We start from the raw sequence: 22,438 nt of genomic DNA, 5'->3' as shown, positions 1-22,438 counted from the left end.
AAAAGACGGGTTCGGGGCGATCAAATCACAAAGTTCTAAGTTTTAGATTAAGGGAGACTGAGCGATGGCTGTTGACATGTTTCTGAAGTTGAACGGGATCGAAGGCGAATCGAAGGACGACAAGCACAAGAACGAAATTCACATCGAATCGTTCAGCTGGGGTTTGACTCAGCAGGGCTCGGGTGGCGCGGGTGGTGGTGGCGGTGCCGGCAAGGTCAACGTACACGACATTTCGATCTCGAAGTATCTCGACAAGTCGAGCTGCAAACTGATGTTTGCCTGCTCCAGCGGCCAACACATTCCTGACGGTCTGATCACCGTCCGCAAAGCTGGTGAAAAGCCGCTCGAATACTTGAAGATCAAGTTGACCGACATTTTGGTCTCCAGCATTCAGCACTCGGGTTCGGGCCACGGCGACGTGCTCAGCGAAAATCTGAGCCTCAACTTCGCCAAGTACGAAGTCGAATACCACGAGCAAAAGCCAGACGGCTCGGGCACCAAGGCCGGCCAAATGGGTTGGGACGTCAAGGCCAACAAAAAGGTCTAGTCTGGCTGACGGGTGGCGGCCTTGTCGCCACCCAACTTCAGCGAGACCAAATGCGGGGGGCATTGTTGCCCCCTGCTTTCGTTTGTGGGAACATTTTTCGCATCGCTTCTGTTGCTCGCGAGCTCATCTCCTCACTTTGCAGAGTCCTCATTCATGGATGCCAAACAGGCCTTTGATTCCGGTAACTTGAAGGGAGCCATCGAGGCGCAAACGCAAAAAGTGAAGAGCGCGCCGGGCGATACTCGCGCCCGCACGTTCCTCTTTGAGTTGCTCTGCTTTGCCGGTGATTGGGACCGCGCGAACAAGCAGCTTGACGCGCTCTCGGTGCAAGAAGCTCAGGCTGCGTGGGGAGTGCAGGTCTATCAGAACTTGCTTGCCGCCGAGAAGACTCGTCAAAAAGTCTTCAGCGAGGGTGTGAAGCCCGAGACCTTCATCGACCAACCTGCGTTCCTCAGTTTGCACCTCGATGCCATCAGTAAACTGCGAGAAGGCAACGGCGCTGCAGCTACGGCGTTGCTCGAGCAATCGACCGCTCAGCAAAAAGTGCTGAAGGGTGAACTCAACGGCAATCCGGTCAGTGGACTGAAGAATGCCGACGATCTGCTGTCGCCGATTCTTGAAGTGATGGTGATGCGCGATTACGTTTGGGTGCCGTGGGAGCAAGTGCAGTCTCTCTCCGTCATGCCGCCGCAACGTCCGCGCGATCTGATTTGGGCCGCGGCGAAACTCACGCTGACCGACGGTATTCAACGCAGCTGCTATCTGCCTGCGCTCTATCCCGGTTCGAGCGCCGCCGATAACGACGAGGCGAAACTCGGCCGGTTGACCGACTGGGTACAGATCGAAAACGGTCCCGTACGCGGCCTGGGCCAGCACTTGCTGATGGTCGGCGAGAGCGACATCGGCCTGCTTGAAATCCGGACCTTTACGGCAGAACAATAGGCCCGACGAACAAGCCTTTTCCAAGGATCCTAAAAAACATGTCGACCGGTACGGTTCGTTTTCAGCGGGTGTTGCGTACGTCTCCCGAAAAAGTCTACAAGGCATTTCTCGATGCCGACGCGATGGTCAAGTGGCTGCCGCCGCATGGCTTCACGGGCAAGGTCCATCAAATCGATGTGCGCGTCGGCGGCAGCTACAAGATGTCGTTTACCAATTTCACCAGCGGCAATAGCCATTCGTTTGGCGGTGAGTATCTCGAACTTGTCCCCAACGAAAGGATTCGCCACTCCGATCGCTTCGACGATGCGAACTTGCCCGGCGAAATGGAAACCACCATCACGCTGAAAAAAGTCAGCTGCGGCACCGAAGTGAACATCGTTCAATCGGGCATTCCGGCCGTCATTCCCACCGAAGCCTGCTGCCTCGGCTGGCAAGAGTCGCTAATGCTGCTGGCGCTATTAGTGGAACCCGAGATTCCGGGGTAAGGCCACACTATCCCGGGGCCGGAAGCCGGAGCGCCCGGCGAGTATTTGCTATTAGCAATGCTGTTTCTTCTTCCCCGGCTTCAGTTCATCCCAGACCTCTTTGCCGCAGTCGTGATCGAGGCGAACAATCTGCTCGCGTCGCATGTCGAGCGTCTTTACGGTCCCGTCGGCTGTCTTCACATACACGAACGGCAGGCAGACGGCAAAGACCTTGAGTGGCACTCCGGCGTCGGAGGGAATCATTTGCAGGCGGACCAGTTCGTCAACGGGAAGCATTCCCTGAGCAACGTCCCACATATAGGACGGCAACTCGAAGGTAGTCTTGAGCAGTGCCACGAAATCACCGCAGGCCACGTCCTCGGGGGCGAGCTTCGCGGCGACCGTGATCGAGTTGCTGTTTTCTGTCGCGAGTTTCATGGACGTTGTGGAACAAGGAACCACCGAGTAGCTGATGAATGAGGCGACCGAACGCGCCGGGTGATGCAAAGCAGACACACCGGCGGTTGGTAAGTTCGCCCCAATCTTGCCTCGCGTGGCGAGAATACCTTGCGACAGCAACGGGCACTATCGATCGAGCTTCACGGTCTTGATGCCGCCCGCCGTGCCATGAATCCGCACGCCCTTCACCCAAGCAGGAATCTCGCCCTTCCAGTCATGACGGGCCGAGATGCTGCTGACGACTTGCGTCACGATGCCATCAGGCTTTTTCGCGACAAAGTTGAAGTCTTGAATGCCGTCGTCAGGCTGCTTCACATACTCGACCTTGACCAGCATCGGCTCGGTGTAGCCTCCCGTCGGCACTTCGCCGGTCACTTCCATGACGGCACCCTTCGTCAAGTCGAAGGCGACCTTGGTGACCATCGGCACAGTTACCGACTCGGCAGCTTGAGCCGCTGCTCCCAGCACAGACACCAGCAACAACGCACCAGCCGCAACCATCTTGCAACTACGATCGAACAACATAGCGAGCTCCCCAACGAACATGAAAAGAATTTGGTAAACCCGCTGGCCATCGCCGGCTGCTGCGCCTGTGGTTCCATCCTGACGAAACAACCTACCGTGTTTCAACCTAGCATGTTTTGGTGAGTCGCTACACCTGAGGAAGGACAGCGTGAGCCTCGTGCCCGGCGGACGGTTGCTCTAAAGGGGGAAATCGTCGTCCTCTACTTCCGATTGCAGGAATCGTGGCGGACGAGTTTGCAGAATCAAAATGCGGAGCGCGGTCTCCGCGCGATCAGTATCAGGTCGCAGTTTAGTGCGGACATCTTCTTGCAATCGTCGCAGCGCCAGTGGACTCAGTACATCTCGGTAGTCGTGCAACGCTTGGGCGAGTGAATACTGCTCCAAGAGCGATTGGCTTTGGTAGTTGCCGACGCTCAGCAGCAAGTGCTCGCTGCGAAATCCTGTGCGGTCAGTGGCTTCTTCCGAAACCAATCCTGTAACGTGGGACGGCTGCGACGTGGAATGTGCGTGATCGCTAAGCCAGTCAACGGTCGCAGAGATGCAATCGCGAGATACCTCGAGGTACGCCAGGTGTGATTCCTTAAGTGCTGCCATCTGCCAGAACGCGGCTTCGCGTCGTTCCAATTTTTTGTCTGTAGTCGACTGCTCGCTTGGCCAGTGCGCACGTTCGCACAGTTCGTTGACGACCAATTGCGCAGCAACGTGCAACCGGTCGTCATTGGTCATCGCGTAGTGGCGGCAGATTGCCAGCGTTGCTAGGGCTTGACGGCGAGTTGCATGTTCGTGATCGCCGAAGCTCAACCCGCGCGGCGCAGGTTCCTCATCGACCTGGGCCGTATCGAGCAGGAATTGCAGACCACATTGAACCACGTCACGATACTTACCGTGCCGATGCGTTTGGCTCGCGCCAGCGTAGACCAACAGGATCAACGAGGTCATTTCTGTTTCGTTAGCATTCGAACTTGACGGCCAACTTCCATTTTCGCGTTGCTCGGCCGCGAACTTCTCGAGCGCAAAGCGAACAGCCTCTTCACTCGTCAAGAATCCGTTCGTCAAGGAATGAGGTTCTGGCTCAGCCGTCGCCAACGGTGCAAATACAATTGGGACCGGGCGCGACCTTTGCCAGCACAAGGCCGCGATAGCCAAAAGGAAAAGCAGCATCAAGCTGCCACTAATTAGAACCAGATAGGGGAACGACGATCTAGCCATGCAAGGCGATTCGCAAAACACGGGATCACTTATTGCAGGCCTAATCAATGCTATGCAGGTATGCGAGAGGCCTCTGCCCGCTGGACTCGCTTTACGTAAGCTGCGAGGGCCAAAAGTGGGAGGCCGAACACGATTCCCAGCGTTGCGCCGACAGGAAGAACGCTGCCAAACAGAATCGCGTCATCCTTGCCACCCTTCTCGTACTGCTCCAAAACGAAACAGCGGTCAAAGTTCGTGTCGGGATACCCATCTTTCAATTTGCTGCCGATTTCGCCGGTGATGCTGGTACGACGATACGGTACGACAAGTCCGGTCATCGACGCCCGTCGACTCAGCAAATGAAAATCGGTCGCGTTACCGAGAGTCGAAGCTGTTTGCAGCAGCACGACAATGCTTGTAGGCTCCGGCGATGCCTCGACCAGCTCACGTGGCTGCTTGGGAAACAACGGAATCCAAGCCTGGCCGGAACCAGGTCTCTCGTGAAGCGGCTGAGTGTTCGCCTGGTGCGTTCTAATCTGGAAGACATAGCCGCTGCCGCAGGTGAAGTCGGTTACGGTCACATACGGATTTTCACCCGCGCCGCGCTCGGCCAAATCGCGCACCGTCATCTGCTGCGGTGCCGTCGTGAGCGCCTTTGCACGCCATCGTGCCCCGGGCAAAAAGTAGAGGCAGATTGCCGCACCCATCAGCGCCAGGATGCCTGCAATGGCCATTCCATCGCGATACTTCTTCAAGTAGGCGAACACATTTCCTCCGCCGGAAAGAAGACACTCAAACTGCGAATGAGTTCAATGGCTCGCCCAGCGTAGCATGAGACCTGCAGTCAATCGACATGCTTGTGGTAACACGCGTAACCGCTGCCAGGGAGTTCAACGATTCCACGAACTCATCTCGCGGCTGCGCATCAGGCGTTTTCTTCGCCATCGGGTTCATCGTCGTCGTCATCTTCATCATCGTCCCGATCGCGGTTGTAGGCTTCGATGGGGACGACAACGACCAGAATCTCTTCGACATCGACCACGCCGCCAGCGTCGGGATACTTGCTCAGGCGATGAGCCACTTCGGCGACAACCAGAATCTCGGCCGTGATGGCCATGACTTGTTCCCCTTCGCGAGGAACGTAGTCGGTGCGGACGACAAAATTCTTGTAGTCGTCGAGATTGACCTCGTTCATGGCGAGGTTCAGGTCCGGCATGTAGACGAAGCGAATCGGCGTCCCGTGGGTGGTTCTGCTCACGGGCGTTTTCCTGGGAGGACCTCCGGTTGGTCGCTTCGACATGCAGCTTGGGTCGCTTTCTACGGACGCGTCGGCCACGAGCGAGGCTGGAATTGCCCGGTAGATTCTCTCTACCTCAGTGGCCGCCGAGCGCTCGGGAAACGTGCCATTATAGCCCGACGGCCCGGCTGCAGAGCGGTCGTGCGGGCGTAATTTGACAATTCTGGACGACGGAGGTGAGCGACAGTGCGCTGCTATCACGGGTGCAGGGTCAGTTCCAGATGCGTCGAAAGCGTGGTGCGGCTGATGTTGAAGTCGATACTCAATTCGTGCAGCCAGGTGGTGAAGGGGTAGCGATACCCCGGGGGAACACGATTGACCTGCTGAATGCTCTTGGTCTCCCAGGCTGTGCTCGACCAAAGCGATGGATTGAGCTTGCCGTCTCCCAGTTGATATTGGCCACCGAGCGGGCAGAGGGGCCTGCCACCGAACACGCCGGTTGCTGCTGCGGGAATCTGTCCGGGGCTGACTCGCAATTGTTGATCGAATTGCCACATCAGCTGCGAGTTTACCGCCGAGAGATGACGCGCGCCGAGATAGCCAGCCGCGTCGGCCGCGCGAGCGAAGTTAGTGTCGCGCAAATCGCCAACTCGCAGTCGAATCTGAGCCGGGCGCTCCGCATCGACGAGTTTCAAATCGGGCGTGATCGCCTCCAGGTCGGCGCGCTCCAGTCCATACACGGCGTGTTGCTTTTGAAGTCGGCCCGCGCGAATCAAATCGAGATAAAAGGATGGCCGGCCCGGTTCCTTGGGCTTGATTTGAATGTAGCCATTCACATCCGGCTTGTCGTGTTGAAGTTCCGCCAGCGCATTCAGCATGGCGAGAACTTCTTCCATTCGCTGCGGATCCTTCGCGGCAAAACCCACGAAAGGTTGCTTCCAACCCTTGAGAAAGTCGCTGAACGAGTGGACAACGCTGTGGGGGACCAACTGCCCGCGTTTGATCTCCACGGGAATCGCCAGATCCTTCACGCCGGCAAAAATCGTTAGCCCATCGAACCATGGAATCGCCGTGGTGGCTTCCATCACCGCGAGCATGTCTTGGCCCGCGCTCACACGCTGTTTACTCGCCGACAAGTAGGAGGCCATGAAGCCATAGTGAGAAACGGCGTAGGGTGTAATGACAAAATCCAACGACACGACCTCGCGCCCCGCCGCACCGGGCTTGCGCGCGATCGCCACCGTGACGGGATCCATCTGCCGCCATTGCTGTTGGTATTCCCGGGCGAAGTCTTGGTAGCCGTGTGCCTCCGAGGTGGTGATGCCGGTGATCTGGACATCGGGAATGGGCAGAAATGCTCCCGTCGCCCCACGCAGCGAATCACGCACATGTCCCGCTACAATTTCGGCGCTGCTGCCATCAGCTCGCGCGCCAAATCCCTGGGGCAGAAAACCAGCGTCCCGCAGTTCCTTGACGCTCGATAGCTTGCGACCTTCACCAGCGGCCGCGAGTCGCGCCAATTCCAACAACTGCAGATCGGCGAGCGATGCTGCCCGCCGCGTCATTTCGACGCGATACTTCGGACCGACCAAGGTGCGAAAGAACGGATCGGAGAGATAGATAAACGCCTGGTCGTTACGGCTGACAGGCATCTTTTGGCGAGCATAGCGAAACTCGTCTAAACCACCGAGCGAGCCCGTGCCTTGCTGGCACTCGAAGAATCGCCGGGTGATCCACTCCGAAGTGGTGACCAGGTGATACTTGCCAGCCACTGCATAGAACGAACGGACGGAACCATCTGCCGTGGTGAGCAGCTTGGCCCTGTGATTGCCGAACTGCACCTCGGTCTCCCGCGCACCCAGTTCCGCCCGAATCAAATCTCGCTGGCCGCGAATAACAGCCGCAACTTCGCGGTCTTTCTTGGCCTCAAACAGCACGCCGACGGAAGGACCATCGCGAAAGAACAGATCGGTGCCGATCACCGCAAAGTCCGACACTGCGTCACTCAAGACGGCACGAGCTTCTTCGTTGGGCGATAGCGCCAGGCGTCGTTCCACGCGGCGCCGCAAGCCACAATCGAACGATTCTTGCGCCACCAGATTGTCGACGGTCCCGCCCCAGGCATCGATCAAGTCCCGCAGCCAGAGGTAGTCGGAGAATCGTTGACAGCGTACGTAAAAGCACTCAGCGGGAGTATGAAACGCGATATCTTCTACCACGGTTTCTGGCTTGAGCTTCTCTGGCAAGGGGATTGCTGGAGGCGAGGTGGCTTGGGGAAGGGGCAGGTTCGCCGTCTCCACGGCACTGGGCAAGGCGAGCATTCGCTCGTTTTGCAGTGCGGTGCGGATCGACGTCGAACCAATGAGCAGGCCCAGGCTATCGTTGAGAAATCGATCCAAAGGAAGTTGGTCAAGCGAAGACGGTGCCGCCTCTTGTGCCGGGCGCGGCTGATTCAACCGCCGCGACAACATCGAGCGCAGGTAGTTCTTCACCTGTGTCGCTGGGCCTGAATCGAGTTGCAGGGGAGTCGCTTTGTTGTAAGTTGTCCACCACTTCTTCAGCAGTTGTGTCCTTGCGTCGGCGTCTTGAAGGGGAGTCAACCTGGTTGAGACGATTCCGGCGGCATGCACCTCCACCATGCGAGGCTGCTCGCCTTGAAACAGAAACAGGATCCTCAGCGTTTGGAGTTCGGGTGATTTCGAGTATTCGGCGATCCAGGCGGGATAGTGGACCGGCGCACCCAGCGATTGAATGCGAGGGCCTCGGTCGCCATGCCAGACTGGTGGCGAGTCGACGGGATACTCAATCACGACTTCTCCCACGCCGAACGGCTCACCGACGAATGCCTTTGACGATACGGTCGGTTCCGCCGCTACCGCAGCGCTCGCGACTCCGCAAAGAGCAACGACTCCCCTGAAAAACCAGCGATGGAGATTCGTCATGGAATGTGTCCTTGGTTATGAGGAGTAAAGTCGCTGCCAGGATTGCCACGGGAATGTCCGGCAGTTCCCACGCCTACTAAAGGCACCCTCGGCAGCGGCCTAAGGCGCGAAAAATCATCGCCAGAGCTTTTTTCGCACCAGTTTTCTCAAATCGTTGGCGGCTGGGCACTTGCGCCCGCGATGCCGAGGAAAATCCACAGATTTCTGAAAAAATCAGTGTGCTCGACCGCTCCGACTGGGTGAGAATCGTGCCTAAGAAGTGGCCGAACACCTCTCGCTTAGCCGTAGATGCTCATCTGGCGAAGGTTGCAATGACAACAATGGACATGACCGCCAACGATTCGTCGGACTTCGCTGCGCTGCTCGCGCGAGCCCAAACGGGTGATCGTGAGGCGAAGGGCGAATTGCTGGAGCCGCTCCGCGATTTCTTGCACATGCTCGCGGTGCGACAATCTGATGCCCGCTTAAGCGGCCGCATCGACGCTTCCGATATCGTCCACGAAACGTACGTTCGCGCGCTCAGTTCGCTGGAGCAATTTCGCGGCAGCCAACGGCCAGAGTTTCTCGCCTGGCTGCGTACCGTGCACGAACACGTGGTGCAAAATCTGGCGCGTGAGCACATCCTGGCACAAAAGCGTTCGACCAATCGCGAACGACAATTCACCGATAGTAACGGGCCCCAACTCGCAGCGATTTCCGGTAGTACACCCAGCGGCAATTTGATGCAGGCAGAAATCATTCTGCACCTGATTCATGCCCTCGATAGCTTGCCCAGCGATCAGCGCGAGGCCATTCGGCTGCGGTACTTTGAGTCGCAATCGCTGGACAATATCGCTCTGCAAATGGAGCGGTCGCACCCGTCGGTGGCTGGCCTGCTCAAGCGGGGCCTGCAGTCGCTCCGCGGCCATTTTCTTCCGTCGGCGACGGACTCTTCGGTGATGCCGCCTGCTGCCGAGGAGCCACGGCCGTGAATACTGCCCAGAATGAACACGACGAATTGCTCGACGCACTTCTGGCCGACTACCTGGCTCGGATCGACCGTGGGGAAGTCGTCAAACTCGCTGATTTCTGCTCGGCCCATCCCGAAGCCGAAGCCGAGCTGCGCGAGTTCCTCGAGATGGCCAACTTGCTCGAGTACTTGGGCACGGGGCCCACTGCGCCGGGAGAAAATGCCGGCGCCAGGAGCACGGCTGATGCCTTGAGTGGCCAGCCAACCTTGGCCGATGTCGGCTGCAGTCCCTTGCAAGTTGATCCGCTGACCGCAGTCTCGAAGCAGAGCGTAACGGGGGTGCAATTCGGTCGCTATTTCTTGCAGGAGATGTTGGGCGAAGGTTCGATGGGTGCCGTACACCTCGCGTATGACACCGCCCTCGATCGCTTTGTCGCTCTAAAGACACCGCGGTTTCAGGGGCAACAATCGTCGGCCGCCATCGAGCGCTTTCGCCGCGAGGCCCGGGCCTCTGCCATGGTCCGGCATCCGCACATTTGTCCCATCTTTGACGTGGGAACCATCGACGGCGTCCACTTTCTCAGCATGGCCTACATCGATGGCGAAAGCCTCGCTCAAGCAATTGCTCGCGGCGAAGTGTTTTCCGTGCCGCGCAGCTTGCAGTTGATTCGGCAATTGGCCGAGGCCCTGGATGAAGCTCATCGTCACGACATCATTCATCGCGACCTCAAGCCCGCGAACGTCATGCTCGATGACCGTGGCGAGCCGATCCTCACCGACTTCGGGCTCGCGCGCCGACTCGACATGCGCGAGACCCTGCTGACGCAATCCGGCATGCTGGTGGGAACCTTGGCGTACATGTCGCCGGAGCAATTGGAAGGCAAACCCGAGCTGATTGGCCGCGCGACGGACGTCTACAGCCTGGGCGTCATTTTCTATCAACTGCTCTGCGGCCGCTTGCCCTACGACGGCGGCTTTTTATCAGTAATATTGCAGATTCGTGCTGGCGAGCCTCTGCCTCCCCTACAACTGCGACCCGAATTGGCCGATCATTCCGGTGTCGAAGCGGTCTGTCTCAAAATGATGGCAGCGAATCCCGCCGACCGTTACGGTTCCATGGCCGAGGTTGTCGCCGACATAGCGGTCTTGCAAGGGGAACCAATACCTCCACCTTTGATCCCTCCTGTCTACCCGATCGAGGAACCACCCTGCGTAGAACCACCACAGGTGTTCTCGACAGGCAACAATCCCCTTGTCTTTCCGCCGGACCTTCGAAGCTGGGCCGTAAGCGCGCTCGGTGCTCTCGCCCTGGTGCTTACGCTGGCGATCATCGGTGTTGTGAGTGGCGTGTTCGCTCCCGCTTCGCAACGCGTCGGCTCGCTTGAGGCGAGCGATCCGGCACAACCACCACCGGCAGAGAAAAACCCGAACCCGCCTGAAGAGCTACGCAAGGTAGAAGCAAACAAACCAGTTCTGCCGCCGGCATCAGAACTGGCCGCTACCACTCCACAGCCAATTGCCCAAGATCCACCGCCCGTCGCTCCGGTTCCCGTCGTCGCTAATGCACCCGCAGAGATGGAGATCCAATCGCGCAGGGCGTCTAGCAACGAAATTGATGTCGTCGAAGTTGCCCTCCATTTTCCAGCGAACAGCGGCATCGAGTTTCGCCCGGACTGGGCGTGCCGTGTCTCTGCCGCCGATGGTCGTGTGTTCTATCCGGCCTATCAGCTGGATTTGTTGGACGCAGAAGCCGGAGCAAAACCACAACCGCGAACCACTCGCGGCGTGATCCGGCAACTCACGGCTTCATTTTTAACTCCCGCCAAGATGCCGCTACGGATTGATCTGCGCTACGGAAACCGCGTGCTCTTAGCGGGCCGCGAAATCTCAGCCGATCAGGCAGTCGACGGCGACACACTGCGGAGCGATTGGTGGGCCCGTTATACCCGACCGCCGAACGAGCCCTTGAACGATGAAGCCCGTTTGATCAAGACCTACCTGCACGACATGCTCGCGCGGCGAATGGAATTGCCTGCCGCCAGTCCGCTGCCCATCAGCAATGACGATGCCTCTCAGCTGCAACGCTACTTCGAAAAGTCCGTGGGGACCTTCTTGGGGTTTGCTTCCGTCAAGACAGCGCTCGGCGAGGGAAATACGTTCGCGCACATTGCCGTCGAACCTCTGAGCGAGGCCCTGCCTCTTCCTCCTCGCATTGCTTCGGTGGCGTTTCCTGAGCCGACGGCGCAAGTCGCCATCGAATCGATTGCCTCGCATGTTCCGGACGATTGCGTCTATCTGCGCTGTCACTCGCTTGAGAACTATCTCTGGTTCCGCGACCTGCTGCTGGGCTGGGGTGGCGATTTGAGCGAGATCGTTTCTCCAGGGAGAGTGGAAAAGCCCGTGCGGGAACGATTGGAACGCCAACTCGCGCTAACGATTGATGACCAGGCGCAAAAGTCGCTCAAGGCGTGCCTGGCCGACATGGCCGTCGTGTTTGGCGATACCTGTTTTGACGAGGGGGCCGCGGTCGGAGTGCTGTTTCAGGCCAAGGACGAAGCTCAGCTGAACCGACTGCTGCAAGAGCAGCGAGCGCGAGCCTTGAGCGAACTAGAGTCTTGGGGAGCGACCGAGACGCCGGCCATGATTGAGGGGAGCGAGGTTTCGCTCCTCTCCACGAGCGACAAGCGGCTGCGGTCGTATCACGTCGTGAGTGGCAAGTTTCATTTCGTCACGAATTCGACCTATCTCGTTCGTCGGTTTCTGGAAAGCAGTCGCGGCAATCGCAACTTGGCGTCGTTGCCAGAGTTTCGCTACGCGCGCTCGAAAGTGCGATTGGACGATGCCCAAGATGTGTTTCTCTATATGCCCGACCCGTTCTTTCAACGCGTGATTGGCCCTCACTATCAGGTGGAAATGGGACGTCGTCGCCAGGCAAGCGCCGACGTGCAACACCTGGAACTTGCCCGCCTGGCTGCTCGTGGCGAGAGCTTGCCAGTTGCCGGCGTGAAGCCCTTCATCGAGCACGGATTCTTACCGACGAACTTCTCCGACCGCAGCGACGGTTCCCATGCCCTGCTAACTCCTGAACGGGCCGAAGACTCGCTGCGCGGCGTGCCGGGGACGTACGTTCCGATTTGCGATATGCAGGTGGATAAAATCACGCGGAGTGAATTGAGCGAGTATCGAAGTTTTGTCGAACGGTACAGCAGCGAATACCGCATGATGGACCCGGTGGCGGTCGTTGTCTCGCATCGACCCAATGCGGCCGGCCGAGAAGAGGTGAAAGTGGAGATTGCGATTACGCCGTTTGCTGAAGACACGTATGCCGCAGTGAAAGACACCCTCTCTACGCCTCAGAAAAGAAGGATCGTTGGTCCGCCTGGAGAACTTCTCAGTTTGCGCGCTTCGTTGCGGACGGCACAGAACATGCCCTTTCTCGGCTTCGCCAGCATTCACGATACTTCGTTGTCATTCCGCCTTGTCGATGGCCAATTGCAGGTCGAGGGGATGGGACCAGGCGAGACCTTTGCAGGGGGAAACTGGCAATTGGCCATGGATCACGTCGATGCCGAGTGCCTAAGCACGCTCTTTAATCTCGCGGGCGAAATGGGAGGCCCAGCCTCCGATGCGCAGGCGCTTCTGACGGTCGAAAACTTGTTTGGCGGCTACCTCTTTTTGATGAACCGGTTCTTCAATCTCCCCACATCCCCGCGCACGGCCATAAAGAAAGTCGAAGTGCCCAAGGGTGAAGGTTTTCAAGTTCGCTCACCGCGTCGCGATCTGCAGAACAAGCAGGCTTATGCTTGGGAGAACACCTCGGAGAAGAAGCAGGTGCGGTTCGAACTCAAGCCGCTGCAAGGAACCCAGATCGAACCGTACATCCAAGCCTATACCTACCTGGAAGCGCGGCGCGCATCGGCCAAACAGGCGGCACTTCTCGAACTGACCATGCAACAGTTCTGCTTGCGGCCAGCGGAAGTCTTGCCCGCGCTCGAATCGATTCACTCCGCCCGCATGCTCTGCCCACTCAATGGCCGGCTGACACTTGCGCGTGAAGATTCGCCGCTGGGGCAAACGCACGGCAATCACTGGTGCAGCGACCGTTGGACCGCCTCGTCGTTGTACGACGAAGTGACCGTCCCGCCCGACTATCGCTTTCCCTTCACCGAGTGGCTGCGCGGGCTCGATCTGGGCTGTTCCCTCGAAGACCAAACGCTCTCTGCCGATTTGAGTCTGGAAGTCCAGCCTCGCGCCAAGGTCGACCGTGTGCTTGCTCCAGCCCCGCAACCGCTGCTGCAGAACAAGATCGCGCAGCCGAAGTGACGCATGACTGAATCCACCAGCGAGCGCGGCCTGCGTGAACAACAGCTCGATGAGCTCATTGCCGAGTACTACCAGGCGGAAGATCGCGGCGAGCCGCTCGATCAGGCCGCATTTCTCGATCGGCATCCCGACTTTGCCGCCGAGCTACGCGACTTCTTTGCCGACGTCGGCAAGATCGAGCAAGCTGCCGCGCCACGGAGTTTCAATCCTGTAGGTTTTAGCCTGGAGGGAAGTCGCTCCAGCCGGGGCGCTGCGCTGCATTCCGGCACGAAGGTGCAATACTTCGGCGACTACGAAGTGCTGGAGGTGCTCGGCACCGGCGGCATGGGAGTCGTTTACAAAGCTCGCCAGTGCAAGTTGAAAAAGATCGTCGCGCTGAAGTTGATCAAGGTTGGCCAGCTTGCTTCCGAAGAGCAAGTATTGAGGTTTCAAGCCGAAGCGCGTGCTGCTGCCAAGCTGGACAATCCCGGCATTGTCGCCGTACATGAAGTGGGCATGTACCAAGGCCAGCACTACTACACGATGGATTACTTGGGCGGGGGCAGCCTCGCGAAACTCAATCGAGACGAGCCGGTTGCCAGTCGCCGTGCCGCAGAGATTGTCCGGCAACTTGCCGAAACCATGCACTATGCCCACAGCCGCGGTATCGTTCATCGCGATTTGAAACCCGCCAACGTGTTGCTGACGACCAACGGAGCGCCGCGCATCGCCGACTTCGGCCTGGCCAAACGGTTGTGGTCGAACGACGATTCGACCGGCGGGACGATGACCGAAACAGGGCAAGTGCTGGGAACGGCTGGCTATATGTCTCCCGAGCAGGCAGCCGGCAAGAATCGCCTGATTCTGCCGTCGACCGACATCTATTCCTTGGGAGCGATTCTCTATGCCATGCTGACCGGGCGTGCTCCCTTCGTGGGCGAATCGCAGGCCGACACACTGTTGCAAGTGATTCAAAATGCTCCCGTCTCGCCCCGCACACTCAACCCAAGCATCTCGCGCGATCTGGAAATCATCTGTCTCAAGTGCCTGCAAAAAGAACCTCATCGCCGCTATGGCACGGCGCAGATGCTTGCCGATGATCTGGGCCGCTGGTTGCAAGGGCGGCCCATCCGAGCTCGTCGTGTTGGACCCGTTGAAAGACTTTGGCTCTGGAGCCAGCGGCGGCGATCTTTCGTGGGCACTTCGCTTGTGTTTCTGTTGCTCGCACTCGTGGGCATAGCTGTCGGCACGCTCGTTTCCCTCGAGCGCCTAAATGCCACCCGCGCCGCAGGGTTGGTCGCTGAACTGAGAACAGCCGACATGCAACAAGTGCCCGGCGTGATCGAACGAATCAACGGTTACCGCCGCTGGGCAGGACCGTTGCTCAACACTCAGTTGAGCGAGGCGTCGCAAGGCTCAAGCGAACGACTGCGGCTGGCCCTGGCTTTGTTGCCGGTCGATCGCTCGCAGGTTGTCTATTTACGGGATCAACTGCCGCTGGTTTCGGCGAGCCAGTTTCCTGTCGTTCGCGATGCGCTGCTTCCTTACCGCGAAGATCTAGTCGAACCGCTCTGGCAGGTCGCGCTAAACACGTCGCACGCCGCTCAGCCTCGCTTTCAGGCGGCTTGTGCTTTGGCAACCTATGCGCCGCAAGATAAACGCTGGCGGCAGGTGAGCCCGCTGGTGGCCGAACATCTGGTGACGCGGCAAACGGCCGACCATGTGGCCTGGCGAGAAGCCTTGCGTCCCGCTCACGAGCAACTCTTGGAGCCTTTGAGCCGCATCTATCGCAACTCACTGCAGCGCGAACAGCCTCGCCTGTTGGCGACTGAAACCCTGGCCGATTTCGCCGCCGAACAGCCCGCCGTACTCGTCGATCTGCTGGCCGATGCCGAACACTTTCAGTTTCCAATCTTGCTCGCGCAACTCAGCCCTGAGTCGGCAGTGACTCTCGTGGCCGCTGAATTGGCGAAGCAGCCACCCGCCGATGCGACGGAACTCGAAAAAGAACACTTGGCCAAGCGGCGAGCGAGCGCTGCGATCGCCCTTTGCCACTTGGGTGCCGAAGAGCAAGCCTGGCCCATCCTCAAGCACTCTGACGATCCCCGCGCGCGAAGCTACTTCATTCATTGGCTGAGCCTGCGCGGAGGGACGCCGCAAATCATCCTGACTCGTTGGAAAAGCGAGCCCAATATCTCCATCCGTCGCGGTTTGCTCTTCACGCTCGGCGAGTTCACCGAAGCGCAGTTGCCGGCGGTCGAGCGACGCCAGTTGATCCCCAAACTGCTTGCCGCCTGGGATTCCGAACCCGATGCCGGCCTGCGCGCGGCCGCCGAGTGGCTGCTGCGCTCGTGGGGTGAAGGTGAGCGAATGGAAGTGGCGACGGAGCGACTACGCACGACGCAGGCTAAACAGTGGGTACCACTGCAACCGAATCCGAAATCACCGGACGGCGAGCAGCGAAACTGGTTCCTGACTCCCGAGGGGCAAACCATGGTGGTGTTGCCGCCGGCAACCATCACCGTCGGTTCTCCCGAGACAGAACTCGATCGTCTGGAAACAGAAACGGTCGAGCAGGTCACGATTGAGCGCCCCTTTGCCATTGCCGCTCACGAAGTGACGCGCGCTCAGATGAGACGCTTCGCGGCTGACTACCCGGACTTCTCCGTCTTCGACGATCGCAAGACAACCAGCGCCGAAGATACGCCCTGCGGCTTCCTCACCTGGTTCGAAGCGACCGCTTATTGCAACTGGCTCAGCAAGCAGGAACTCATTCCCCAAGACGAATGGTGCTACGCGCCGACATCGGCCCAGCACTATGCTCCGGGGATGACGATCAAGCCGGACGCCACCAAGCTGACCGGCTATCGGCTGCCGACCAACATCGAGTGGGAATATGCTTGTCGGGCAAACACCATCACACCGCGCTACTACGGATCGTCCGATGCGTTGCTGCCAAAGTACGGTTGGTCGATGATGGACGCCTATGGGCAGGTCTGGCCGGTGGGGGCGTTAAAGCCCAACGAGTTCGGCCTGTTCGACATGCTCGGCAGCGAGAGCGAATGGACTCACGACCTGTATCTACTCACCTCTCGCCAATCTCGCGTACCCGTTCGGCTGACCACCCAAGAAATTACGACTGCCTCGGTCTGTTATCTGCGCGGCGGATCGCACTTCGCCCATCCGTCTCAGTTGCGGTCGGCCTACAAGCCGTACTACGGCATCGGTAGTCGGATGTCATCGCTCGGCTTTCGCGTTGCCCGGACAATGCCCGCCAAAGCACCAGAGACTTCAGACGGGGCGACTTCGAATTGACAGGAAAGTCGACGTAAGTCTGAGTGGGCGAGATAGCCGGGTGTTCACAAACGGGCAGGGTTTGTGAACGCGCAGGCGCGCCGCAGCCGAGAGATACTGCAGGTCGTGTTCACAAACCTCCCTGGTTAGTGAACCACTTTTCCCCAGCGACTCGGCCCGAGAGAAGACTTACGGCGAGGAACAGGAAGATGCTTGCCTAGGCTCATTCGTCGCGAGCGACCACCAGGCGGTTGCTTTCCAGGTTCTGGGCCACCCGTCGTTGCCGCACCCGCTCACACTCAATGAGCTGCGAAAGTTGACGCTGCTGGCGGGGCGTTAGCAGGGAGGCCTCGGGGGCCGTCGCAATGCGGCGCTCCACATACTTCAGCAAGCAGGGGGCGAATCTCGGATCAAGCTCTTGGCAACCGCCCACAAGCGCGCGGACGTCACAGGCGAAGTTCGTTCTTCGTTGGGCCTGTCGATGTTCCCACACCGAAATGCCAGACTGCAAGACAAACCCTGTAAGCAGGGTCAGTACGAACATGGTTCGTAACGAGAACCTCGGGCAGTACCGAAAAAGCCACATCGTGCCCTCGAAGCAGAGAAGAGGAGAGTCGCTGGCCGAATCGCTTAGGGGGAAATTAACTCGCCACCGAAGCAATTTCAAGGCGAATTTATGCCAATCACATAGCCGCGACGAGGAGCGAGTTCCGGCGATTCATCAGATAGATGGCGATTCACGCGCGGCGGACATTGCCGAGATTCGCGCCCACGCGGGCCATGGCATTGCGGGTGTCGATGATCAGCGGAGCGTGCGCGGCGACGAGCGCGTAATCAACGGCGGTGTGGTCGGTGACGATCACCACGGCATCTTGCGCGGCGAGCCAGGCGGGCGTGAGCGCTTCGCTGGAAAGTTCCGGTACGCGGTAGTGCCGCATCTTGGGCAACTGCGGAATGTGGGGATCGTGATACGAGATGATCGCACCACGGTCTTCAAGCATCTCGATGAGGCGGAAGGCGGGGCTCTCGCGCGGGTCGTCGACATCTTTTTTATAGGCGACGCCCAGGATGCCGATTTTGCTGCCACGCATCGGCTTGGGAACGTCGTTGAGCGCGTCGCTTACTTTTTGCACGACATAGCGGGGCATTTCCCAGTTGATCTCGCCCGCTAGTTCAATAAACCGCGCGGGGCTCTCATGCTTGCGGGCGAGCCAACTGAGGTAGAAGGGATCGATGGGAATGCAATGCCCGCCGAGACCCGGGCCAGGATAGAAGGCCTGAAAGCCAAACGGTTTGGTCTTGGCGGCGGCGATCACCGCCCAGATATCGATGTCGAGGCGATCGAAGAGGACTTTCAATTCGTTGACCATCGCGATGTTCACCGCGCGATAGACGTTCTCCAGAATCTTGCACGCTTCGGCAATCTCGCAATTGGCGACCGGCACCGTTTCGATCACGGCCTGCGAATAGAGCAAGTCCGCCAGTTCGCCACTGGCGGCATCGGCACCGCCGACGACCTTGGGAATTCGCTGCGTGGAGAAATTGGGGTTGCCGGGATCTTCCCGCTCGGGACTGTAGGCGAGAAAGAAATCGCTGCCAAGTTGCAGGCCGCGCTCGGCGAGAATCGGAAGAACGATATCGCGCGTCGTGCCGGGGTAGGTAGTGCTCTCCAGGACGATCAGCTGCCCCGGTCGCAAGCGCTGGGCAATTTCGCGGGTGGTGTTTTCGACGTAGGTCAGATCGGGGTCGCGGCTGTCGTTTAAGGGGGTGGGAACGCAGATGAGGATCGCATCGGCGATGGCCAATAGGTCCATGTCGGCGGTCGCGGCAAACTTTCCGGTGGCAATGGTCTCGGCAATCCACTCGCTGGGCAAATGGCCGATATAGCTCTCGCCGGCTTGCAGCTTGCGAACCTTACGCTCGTCCAGATCGAAGCCAATGGTACGAAAGCCTGCCTGCACAAAGGTGCGAACCAGCGGCAAGCCGACATAACCCAGCCCAATCACCCCCACCGTGGCGGTGTGACCTTTCAGGGCCGTTTGCAACTGCGAAAATGTGCCTGTCATGTGCGGATTTCGTTTGCCTTTTGGGTGCTGTGAGACAGCATTTTAGGATGCCTCCTACGGTGAACCTGTAGCGGTCAGTATGATAAGCCAACCGGCGAAAACCTAGTTTGCGTTGTTTCCACCCGCCTCCCTCTTTAAGCCCGCCTCTCGACACGAGATGACCATGACCCACGCCTGGCACGATATCACCCCCGGTTCACGATTGCCGATGGAGTTTACCACGGTGATCGAAATCCCACGGGGGAGCAATGTGAAGTACGAGCTGGAAAAAACAACCGGCCTGCTCAAGCTCGATCGCATTTTGTATTCGTCGGTTCACTACCCGGCTAACTACGGCTTCATTCCGCAAACTTTGGCCGAAGATGACGATCCGCTCGACGTGCTGGTGCTGTGTCAGGAACCTGTGAGCCCGCTGACCATCGTCTATGCCCGCGCGATCGGCCTGATGACGATGATCGATAGCGGCAAGAAGGATCACAAACTGCTGGCCGTCGCTCTCGACGATCCCGAGTACAACGCCTTTCAAGAAGCGGCCGAGTTGCCCATTCATCGGCTGAATCTGATTCGCCGCTTCTTCCAGGATTACAAGCTGTTGGAAGGCAAAACGGTCGAAGTCGACGAACTGCAACCGGCCGAAGCTGCCAAGCCGATCATCCTCGAAGCGCTCGAACGCTACAGCGATCAACGCCGCAAAGGCTTTCCGGTCTATCGAAGAAACTAGTTCCCCAATGAGCCGGAAGCGTAAGCGCCCGGAGAGTATCCCTCTCCGGCATTTTGCCTGCAAATGCTATTCGCTGCCTTGCGACACTCTTCCATATTCAAGCTTCCTGCCATCCCAAATCAGCAGTGGGAATTCTTGTCGATTGACGACGTAGTTGTGGGCACTTTCGAAAGCCAACTCATCTCGTAGCTTTCGGTGCGACCCGTTGGAGGTCCACCACGTTCCTGACAGGGGCTTACCAATGTGAGTGTTGAGCCGACGACTCGCGTAGGCCTTAAGGTCTGCGAGAATCTTTTGCCCCAAGACGTCGTCGCCAGCTTCGAGCACGATGTGCAAGTGATTTCGCATGATCGCAACGGCGTGATTGAGCCAACGTCGAAATGCGACAGTCTCTTGGAACTGCTCGAAAACGATTGTGGCCATCTCGCGGTCAAAGTAGATGGGCGGCCCACGCAATTGCTCGCTGGCCGCTCGCTCCAATAGCGGGAGATGTTGCTCATAGCTTTCACCGGGTTTGGAGTGCTCTCGCCGAGTAAGAGATGGGGAATCGGAGCGGCGCTGGTCGCGAACACTGGTTACCGACCCACGTTTGTCACCGGGGAGCCATGTGCCGTAGTAGGTTGTGGTAAGCAACCAACGAGTCATGGCAAGTGTCTCAAGGTGGTGGTGAGGAGGGAGCAAATACTCTCCGGGCGCTGACGCTTCCGGCTCAGGAAAAACGGTGTTAGTTAACCAGCGCGATAATCTTCGAGACGATGGCGCGGATGGCACGGCTGCGGTGCGAGAGGACGCTTTTCACCGCGGGAGAGAGTTCGCCAAAGGTGCGATGGCACTCGATCACTTCGAAAAGTGGATCGTAGCCAAAGCCTCCGCTACCGGAAGCAGTTTCCAGGATGCGGCCCCGGCAATAGTCTTCGGCCTCGGCGACAATATTGCCATTGGGATCCGACAGCGTCGCGTGACATACATAGTGCGCGCCGCGGCGATCGAGCGGCACGCCAGCGAGTTTTTCCAGCAGCAGCCGATTGTTCGATTCGTCGGTGGCACCTTCGCCCGAGAAGCGAGCCGAGTAAACACCGGGCGCGCCCTTCAAGTGGTCGACGGCGAGCCCGCTATCTTCGCCGAGTACCCAGTGGCCCAGATGCTTGGCCTGCAAGGTTGCTTTGAGGGCCGCGTTCTCGCCGAAGGTAGTACCCGTTTCGTCGATCTCGATCGAGTTCGGAAAGTCGGCCAGCGAGCGGAGTTCAAAGCCGTGAGGTTCGAGCAGGTCGATGAGCTCCCCCAGCTTTTTGCGATTCCGGGTGCCCATGACGAGGACTTTGCGAGACATGCCTGATCCTTGTAAGCGGAATTACGTTTTCCAATAGCCGCCGCGGGCGTGGTCGTAGGTGGCTTCCTGGCCGCGAATGTTGGCGTTGATCTGGTTGCCGCTAGTATCGGCCCGAAAGACTTCCTGCCCCATCACCCAGGTTCGGACGGGCCAGCCTGTGAGCGAGTCGCCGTGCCAGGGACTCCAGCGATTCTTGGTCTCTTGCTCTTCGTTGCGAATGGTGGCGGTCTTATTCAAATCGACGAGAACCAGGTCGGCATCGTAGCCCACTTCGATGCGACCTTTATTGACAATGTCCCAGACGCGAGCAGGAGCGTCGCACATCCAATGCACCACTTGCTGGAGCGTGCAGCGGCCTTGATGAACTTGATTCAGCAGCAGTGCCAAGCTGTTCTCAACGGCGGGCAAACCGGAGGGACTGCCGCCGTGGCCGGGCGAGTAGGGGAGCTTCTTTTCTTCGAGCGTGTGCGGGGCATGATCGGTGGCGATGACCTGAATCAGGCCATCTTGGAGTGCTTGCCACAGCCCGCGATTGTCGGCGGCCGTCTTCAGCGAGGGATTCATCTGCACGAGCGTGCCGAGGCGAGCGTAGTCGTCGATGTTGAAAAACAGATGGTGCGGGCAGACTTCGGCAGTGATCAGGCCGCGATGATCGACGAGCAGCGGCACTTCGTCGGCGGTAGAGACGTGCAGCACATGAAACCGATGGTTGTGCCGATGAGCCAGTTCGATGGCTCGCTTCGTGGCAATCACGGCGGCCCGGTGATCGCGGATTTTGCTGTGATCGGCCACATCGTGCGTGCCGGCGAAGCGGGCACTGTTTTCGCGAACGGTCGTTTCGTCTTCGCAGTGGGCACAGATGGGAAGGGACGTTTCGGCAAAGATACTTTCGAGCGCTGCTTGCTCATCGACCAGCATGTTGCCGGTGCTGGAGCCGATGAAAATCTTGATGCCCGGAGTTCGCTTCGCCTGGCTGAGTTCCGCGACGTTCGTCGTTGTGGCACCGATATAGAAGCCGTAGTTCACCAGGCACTTGCTGGCGGCGAGCGCCAACTTGTCATGCAGCGCTGCGACCGACGTCGTCGTGGGGTTTGTATTTGGCATCTCGAGGAAGGTCGTCACGCCACCTTTGGCACAGGCGCGAGTCGCCGTGGCGAGATCTTCTTTGTGGGTGAGGCCAGGCTCGCGGAAATGGACCTGGTCGTCGATCACGCCGGGAATGAGATGCAGGCCGCGGGCATCGACCGTTACATCGGCGGTCGTATGAATGGCTGCATCAATGGCCGCGATCTGGCCATTTTCCACGAGTACCGATGTGGCGATGGTTTCCGTTGGCAGCACCACCTGAGCATGACGAATGAGCGTTTTCATAAGGCTCAAATGTAGCGGAAATGGAACGAATTCCGAGACGCCTAGCAAATGAGCCAAGAAGCGCTTGCCAAAGAATCAGTGACCTTCGACACTGAGATGGT

Annotated in this window: 18 protein-coding genes; 7 read left to right on the top strand and 11 right to left on the bottom strand. The window is 58.7% G+C overall.

Annotated elements, in window-relative coordinates:
- The first annotated feature begins 64 nt into the window (after positions 1 to 64).
- From NA78x_RS04115 to NA78x_RS04105, 3 genes are all read left to right on the top strand, one after another.
- On the top strand, positions 65 to 547 hold the full coding sequence (locus tag NA78x_RS04115) for an Hcp family type VI secretion system effector (RefSeq protein WP_425617152.1): 483 nt from the start codon (positions 65 to 67) through the stop codon (positions 545 to 547).
- 153 nt (positions 548 to 700) lie between these two features.
- Complete coding sequence (locus NA78x_RS04110; RefSeq protein ID WP_425617151.1) at positions 701 to 1,489, top strand: type VI secretion system accessory protein TagJ; 789 nt, start codon at positions 701 to 703, stop codon at positions 1,487 to 1,489.
- Between the two features lie 38 nt (positions 1,490 to 1,527).
- Positions 1,528 to 1,974 (top strand): SRPBCC family protein, encoded by a 447-nt coding sequence (locus NA78x_RS04105; RefSeq protein WP_425617150.1) that lies wholly within the window; start codon positions 1,528 to 1,530, stop codon positions 1,972 to 1,974.
- Positions 1,975 to 2,025: 51 nt separating this feature from the next.
- Here NA78x_RS04105 and NA78x_RS04100 read toward each other — a convergent pair whose 3' ends face one another.
- From NA78x_RS04100 to NA78x_RS04075, 6 genes are all read right to left on the bottom strand, one after another.
- Positions 2,026 to 2,391, bottom strand: a complete 366-nt coding sequence (locus NA78x_RS04100) for a hypothetical protein (RefSeq protein ID WP_425617149.1) — start codon at positions 2,389 to 2,391, stop codon at positions 2,026 to 2,028.
- Between the two features lie 147 nt (positions 2,392 to 2,538).
- A complete protein-coding gene (locus NA78x_RS04095) occupies positions 2,539 to 2,937 on the bottom strand; it encodes a hypothetical protein (protein ID WP_425617148.1) in 399 nt (132 codons plus the stop codon).
- A gap of 177 nt (positions 2,938 to 3,114) precedes the next feature.
- Positions 3,115 to 3,876, bottom strand: a complete 762-nt coding sequence (locus tag NA78x_RS04090) for a hypothetical protein (protein ID WP_425617147.1) — start codon at positions 3,874 to 3,876, stop codon at positions 3,115 to 3,117.
- Positions 3,877 to 4,196: 320 nt separating this feature from the next.
- Positions 4,197 to 4,892, bottom strand: coding sequence for a hypothetical protein (locus tag NA78x_RS04085; protein WP_425617146.1), 696 nt, complete (start codon positions 4,890 to 4,892; stop codon positions 4,197 to 4,199).
- A gap of 158 nt (positions 4,893 to 5,050) precedes the next feature.
- Positions 5,051 to 5,383: a hypothetical protein gene (locus NA78x_RS04080; protein WP_425617145.1), complete on the bottom strand. Its 333-nt coding sequence runs from the start codon at positions 5,381 to 5,383 to the stop codon at positions 5,051 to 5,053.
- Between the two features lie 236 nt (positions 5,384 to 5,619).
- The gene (locus NA78x_RS04075; protein ID WP_425617144.1) at positions 5,620 to 8,304 is read right to left on the bottom strand and encodes a hypothetical protein; all 2,685 of its coding nucleotides are present in this window, start codon (positions 8,302 to 8,304) and stop codon (positions 5,620 to 5,622) included.
- Between the two features lie 311 nt (positions 8,305 to 8,615).
- On the opposite strand from NA78x_RS04075, the gene NA78x_RS04070 reads away from it, so the two are divergent.
- From NA78x_RS04070 to NA78x_RS04060, 3 genes are read left to right on the top strand one after another with little or no spacing between them, the layout of a single operon-like run.
- Positions 8,616 to 9,275 carry a sigma-70 family RNA polymerase sigma factor gene (locus tag NA78x_RS04070; RefSeq protein WP_425617143.1) on the top strand — a complete coding sequence of 220 codons (660 nt, stop codon included), beginning with the start codon at positions 8,616 to 8,618 and terminating at the stop codon, positions 9,273 to 9,275.
- A complete protein-coding gene (locus NA78x_RS04065) occupies positions 9,272 to 13,576 on the top strand; it encodes a serine/threonine protein kinase (RefSeq protein ID WP_425617142.1) in 4,305 nt (1,434 codons plus the stop codon). Before NA78x_RS04070 ends, NA78x_RS04065 begins: the two co-directional genes overlap by 4 nt.
- Before the next feature lie 3 nt (positions 13,577 to 13,579).
- Positions 13,580 to 16,870, top strand: a complete 3,291-nt coding sequence (locus tag NA78x_RS04060; protein ID WP_425617141.1) for a protein kinase domain-containing protein — start codon at positions 13,580 to 13,582, stop codon at positions 16,868 to 16,870.
- Positions 16,871 to 17,072: 202 nt separating this feature from the next.
- On the opposite strand, the gene NA78x_RS04055 is transcribed toward NA78x_RS04060, so the two are convergent.
- Both NA78x_RS04055 and NA78x_RS04050 read right to left on the bottom strand, forming a co-directional pair.
- Positions 17,073 to 17,393, bottom strand: a complete 321-nt coding sequence (locus tag NA78x_RS04055) for a hypothetical protein (RefSeq protein ID WP_425617140.1) — start codon at positions 17,391 to 17,393, stop codon at positions 17,073 to 17,075.
- 193 nt (positions 17,394 to 17,586) lie between these two features.
- Positions 17,587 to 18,915, bottom strand: coding sequence for a nucleotide sugar dehydrogenase (locus tag NA78x_RS04050; protein ID WP_425617139.1), 1,329 nt, complete (start codon positions 18,913 to 18,915; stop codon positions 17,587 to 17,589).
- Positions 18,916 to 19,078: 163 nt separating this feature from the next.
- On the opposite strand from NA78x_RS04050, the gene NA78x_RS04045 reads away from it, so the two are divergent.
- A complete protein-coding gene (locus NA78x_RS04045; RefSeq protein WP_145087788.1) occupies positions 19,079 to 19,636 on the top strand; it encodes an inorganic diphosphatase in 558 nt (185 codons plus the stop codon).
- A gap of 66 nt (positions 19,637 to 19,702) precedes the next feature.
- Here the strand turns inward: NA78x_RS04045 and NA78x_RS04040 are convergent, their stop codons facing one another.
- The 3 genes from NA78x_RS04040 to NA78x_RS04030 all read right to left on the bottom strand — a co-directional run bounded on the left by NA78x_RS04040 (position 19,703) and on the right by NA78x_RS04030 (position 22,337).
- On the bottom strand, positions 19,703 to 20,281 hold the full coding sequence (locus NA78x_RS04040) for a hypothetical protein (RefSeq protein ID WP_425617138.1): 579 nt from the start codon (positions 20,279 to 20,281) through the stop codon (positions 19,703 to 19,705).
- A 79-nt stretch (positions 20,282 to 20,360) separates the two neighbouring features.
- Positions 20,361 to 20,966, bottom strand: coding sequence for an RdgB/HAM1 family non-canonical purine NTP pyrophosphatase (gene rdgB / locus NA78x_RS04035; RefSeq protein WP_425617137.1), 606 nt, complete (start codon positions 20,964 to 20,966; stop codon positions 20,361 to 20,363).
- 21 nt (positions 20,967 to 20,987) lie between these two features.
- Positions 20,988 to 22,337 carry a dihydroorotase gene (locus NA78x_RS04030; RefSeq protein ID WP_425617136.1) on the bottom strand — a complete coding sequence of 450 codons (1,350 nt, stop codon included), beginning with the start codon at positions 22,335 to 22,337 and terminating at the stop codon, positions 20,988 to 20,990.
- Positions 22,338 to 22,438 lie beyond the last annotated feature (101 nt).

Origin of the sequence: Anatilimnocola aquadivae (assembly GCF_049819085.1) — a bacterium.
Taxonomy (GTDB): Bacteria; Planctomycetota; Planctomycetia; order Pirellulales; family Pirellulaceae; genus Anatilimnocola.
Note: the sequence above shows the minus strand (reverse complement) of the source record. Positions and strands in the feature narration are given on the sequence as shown.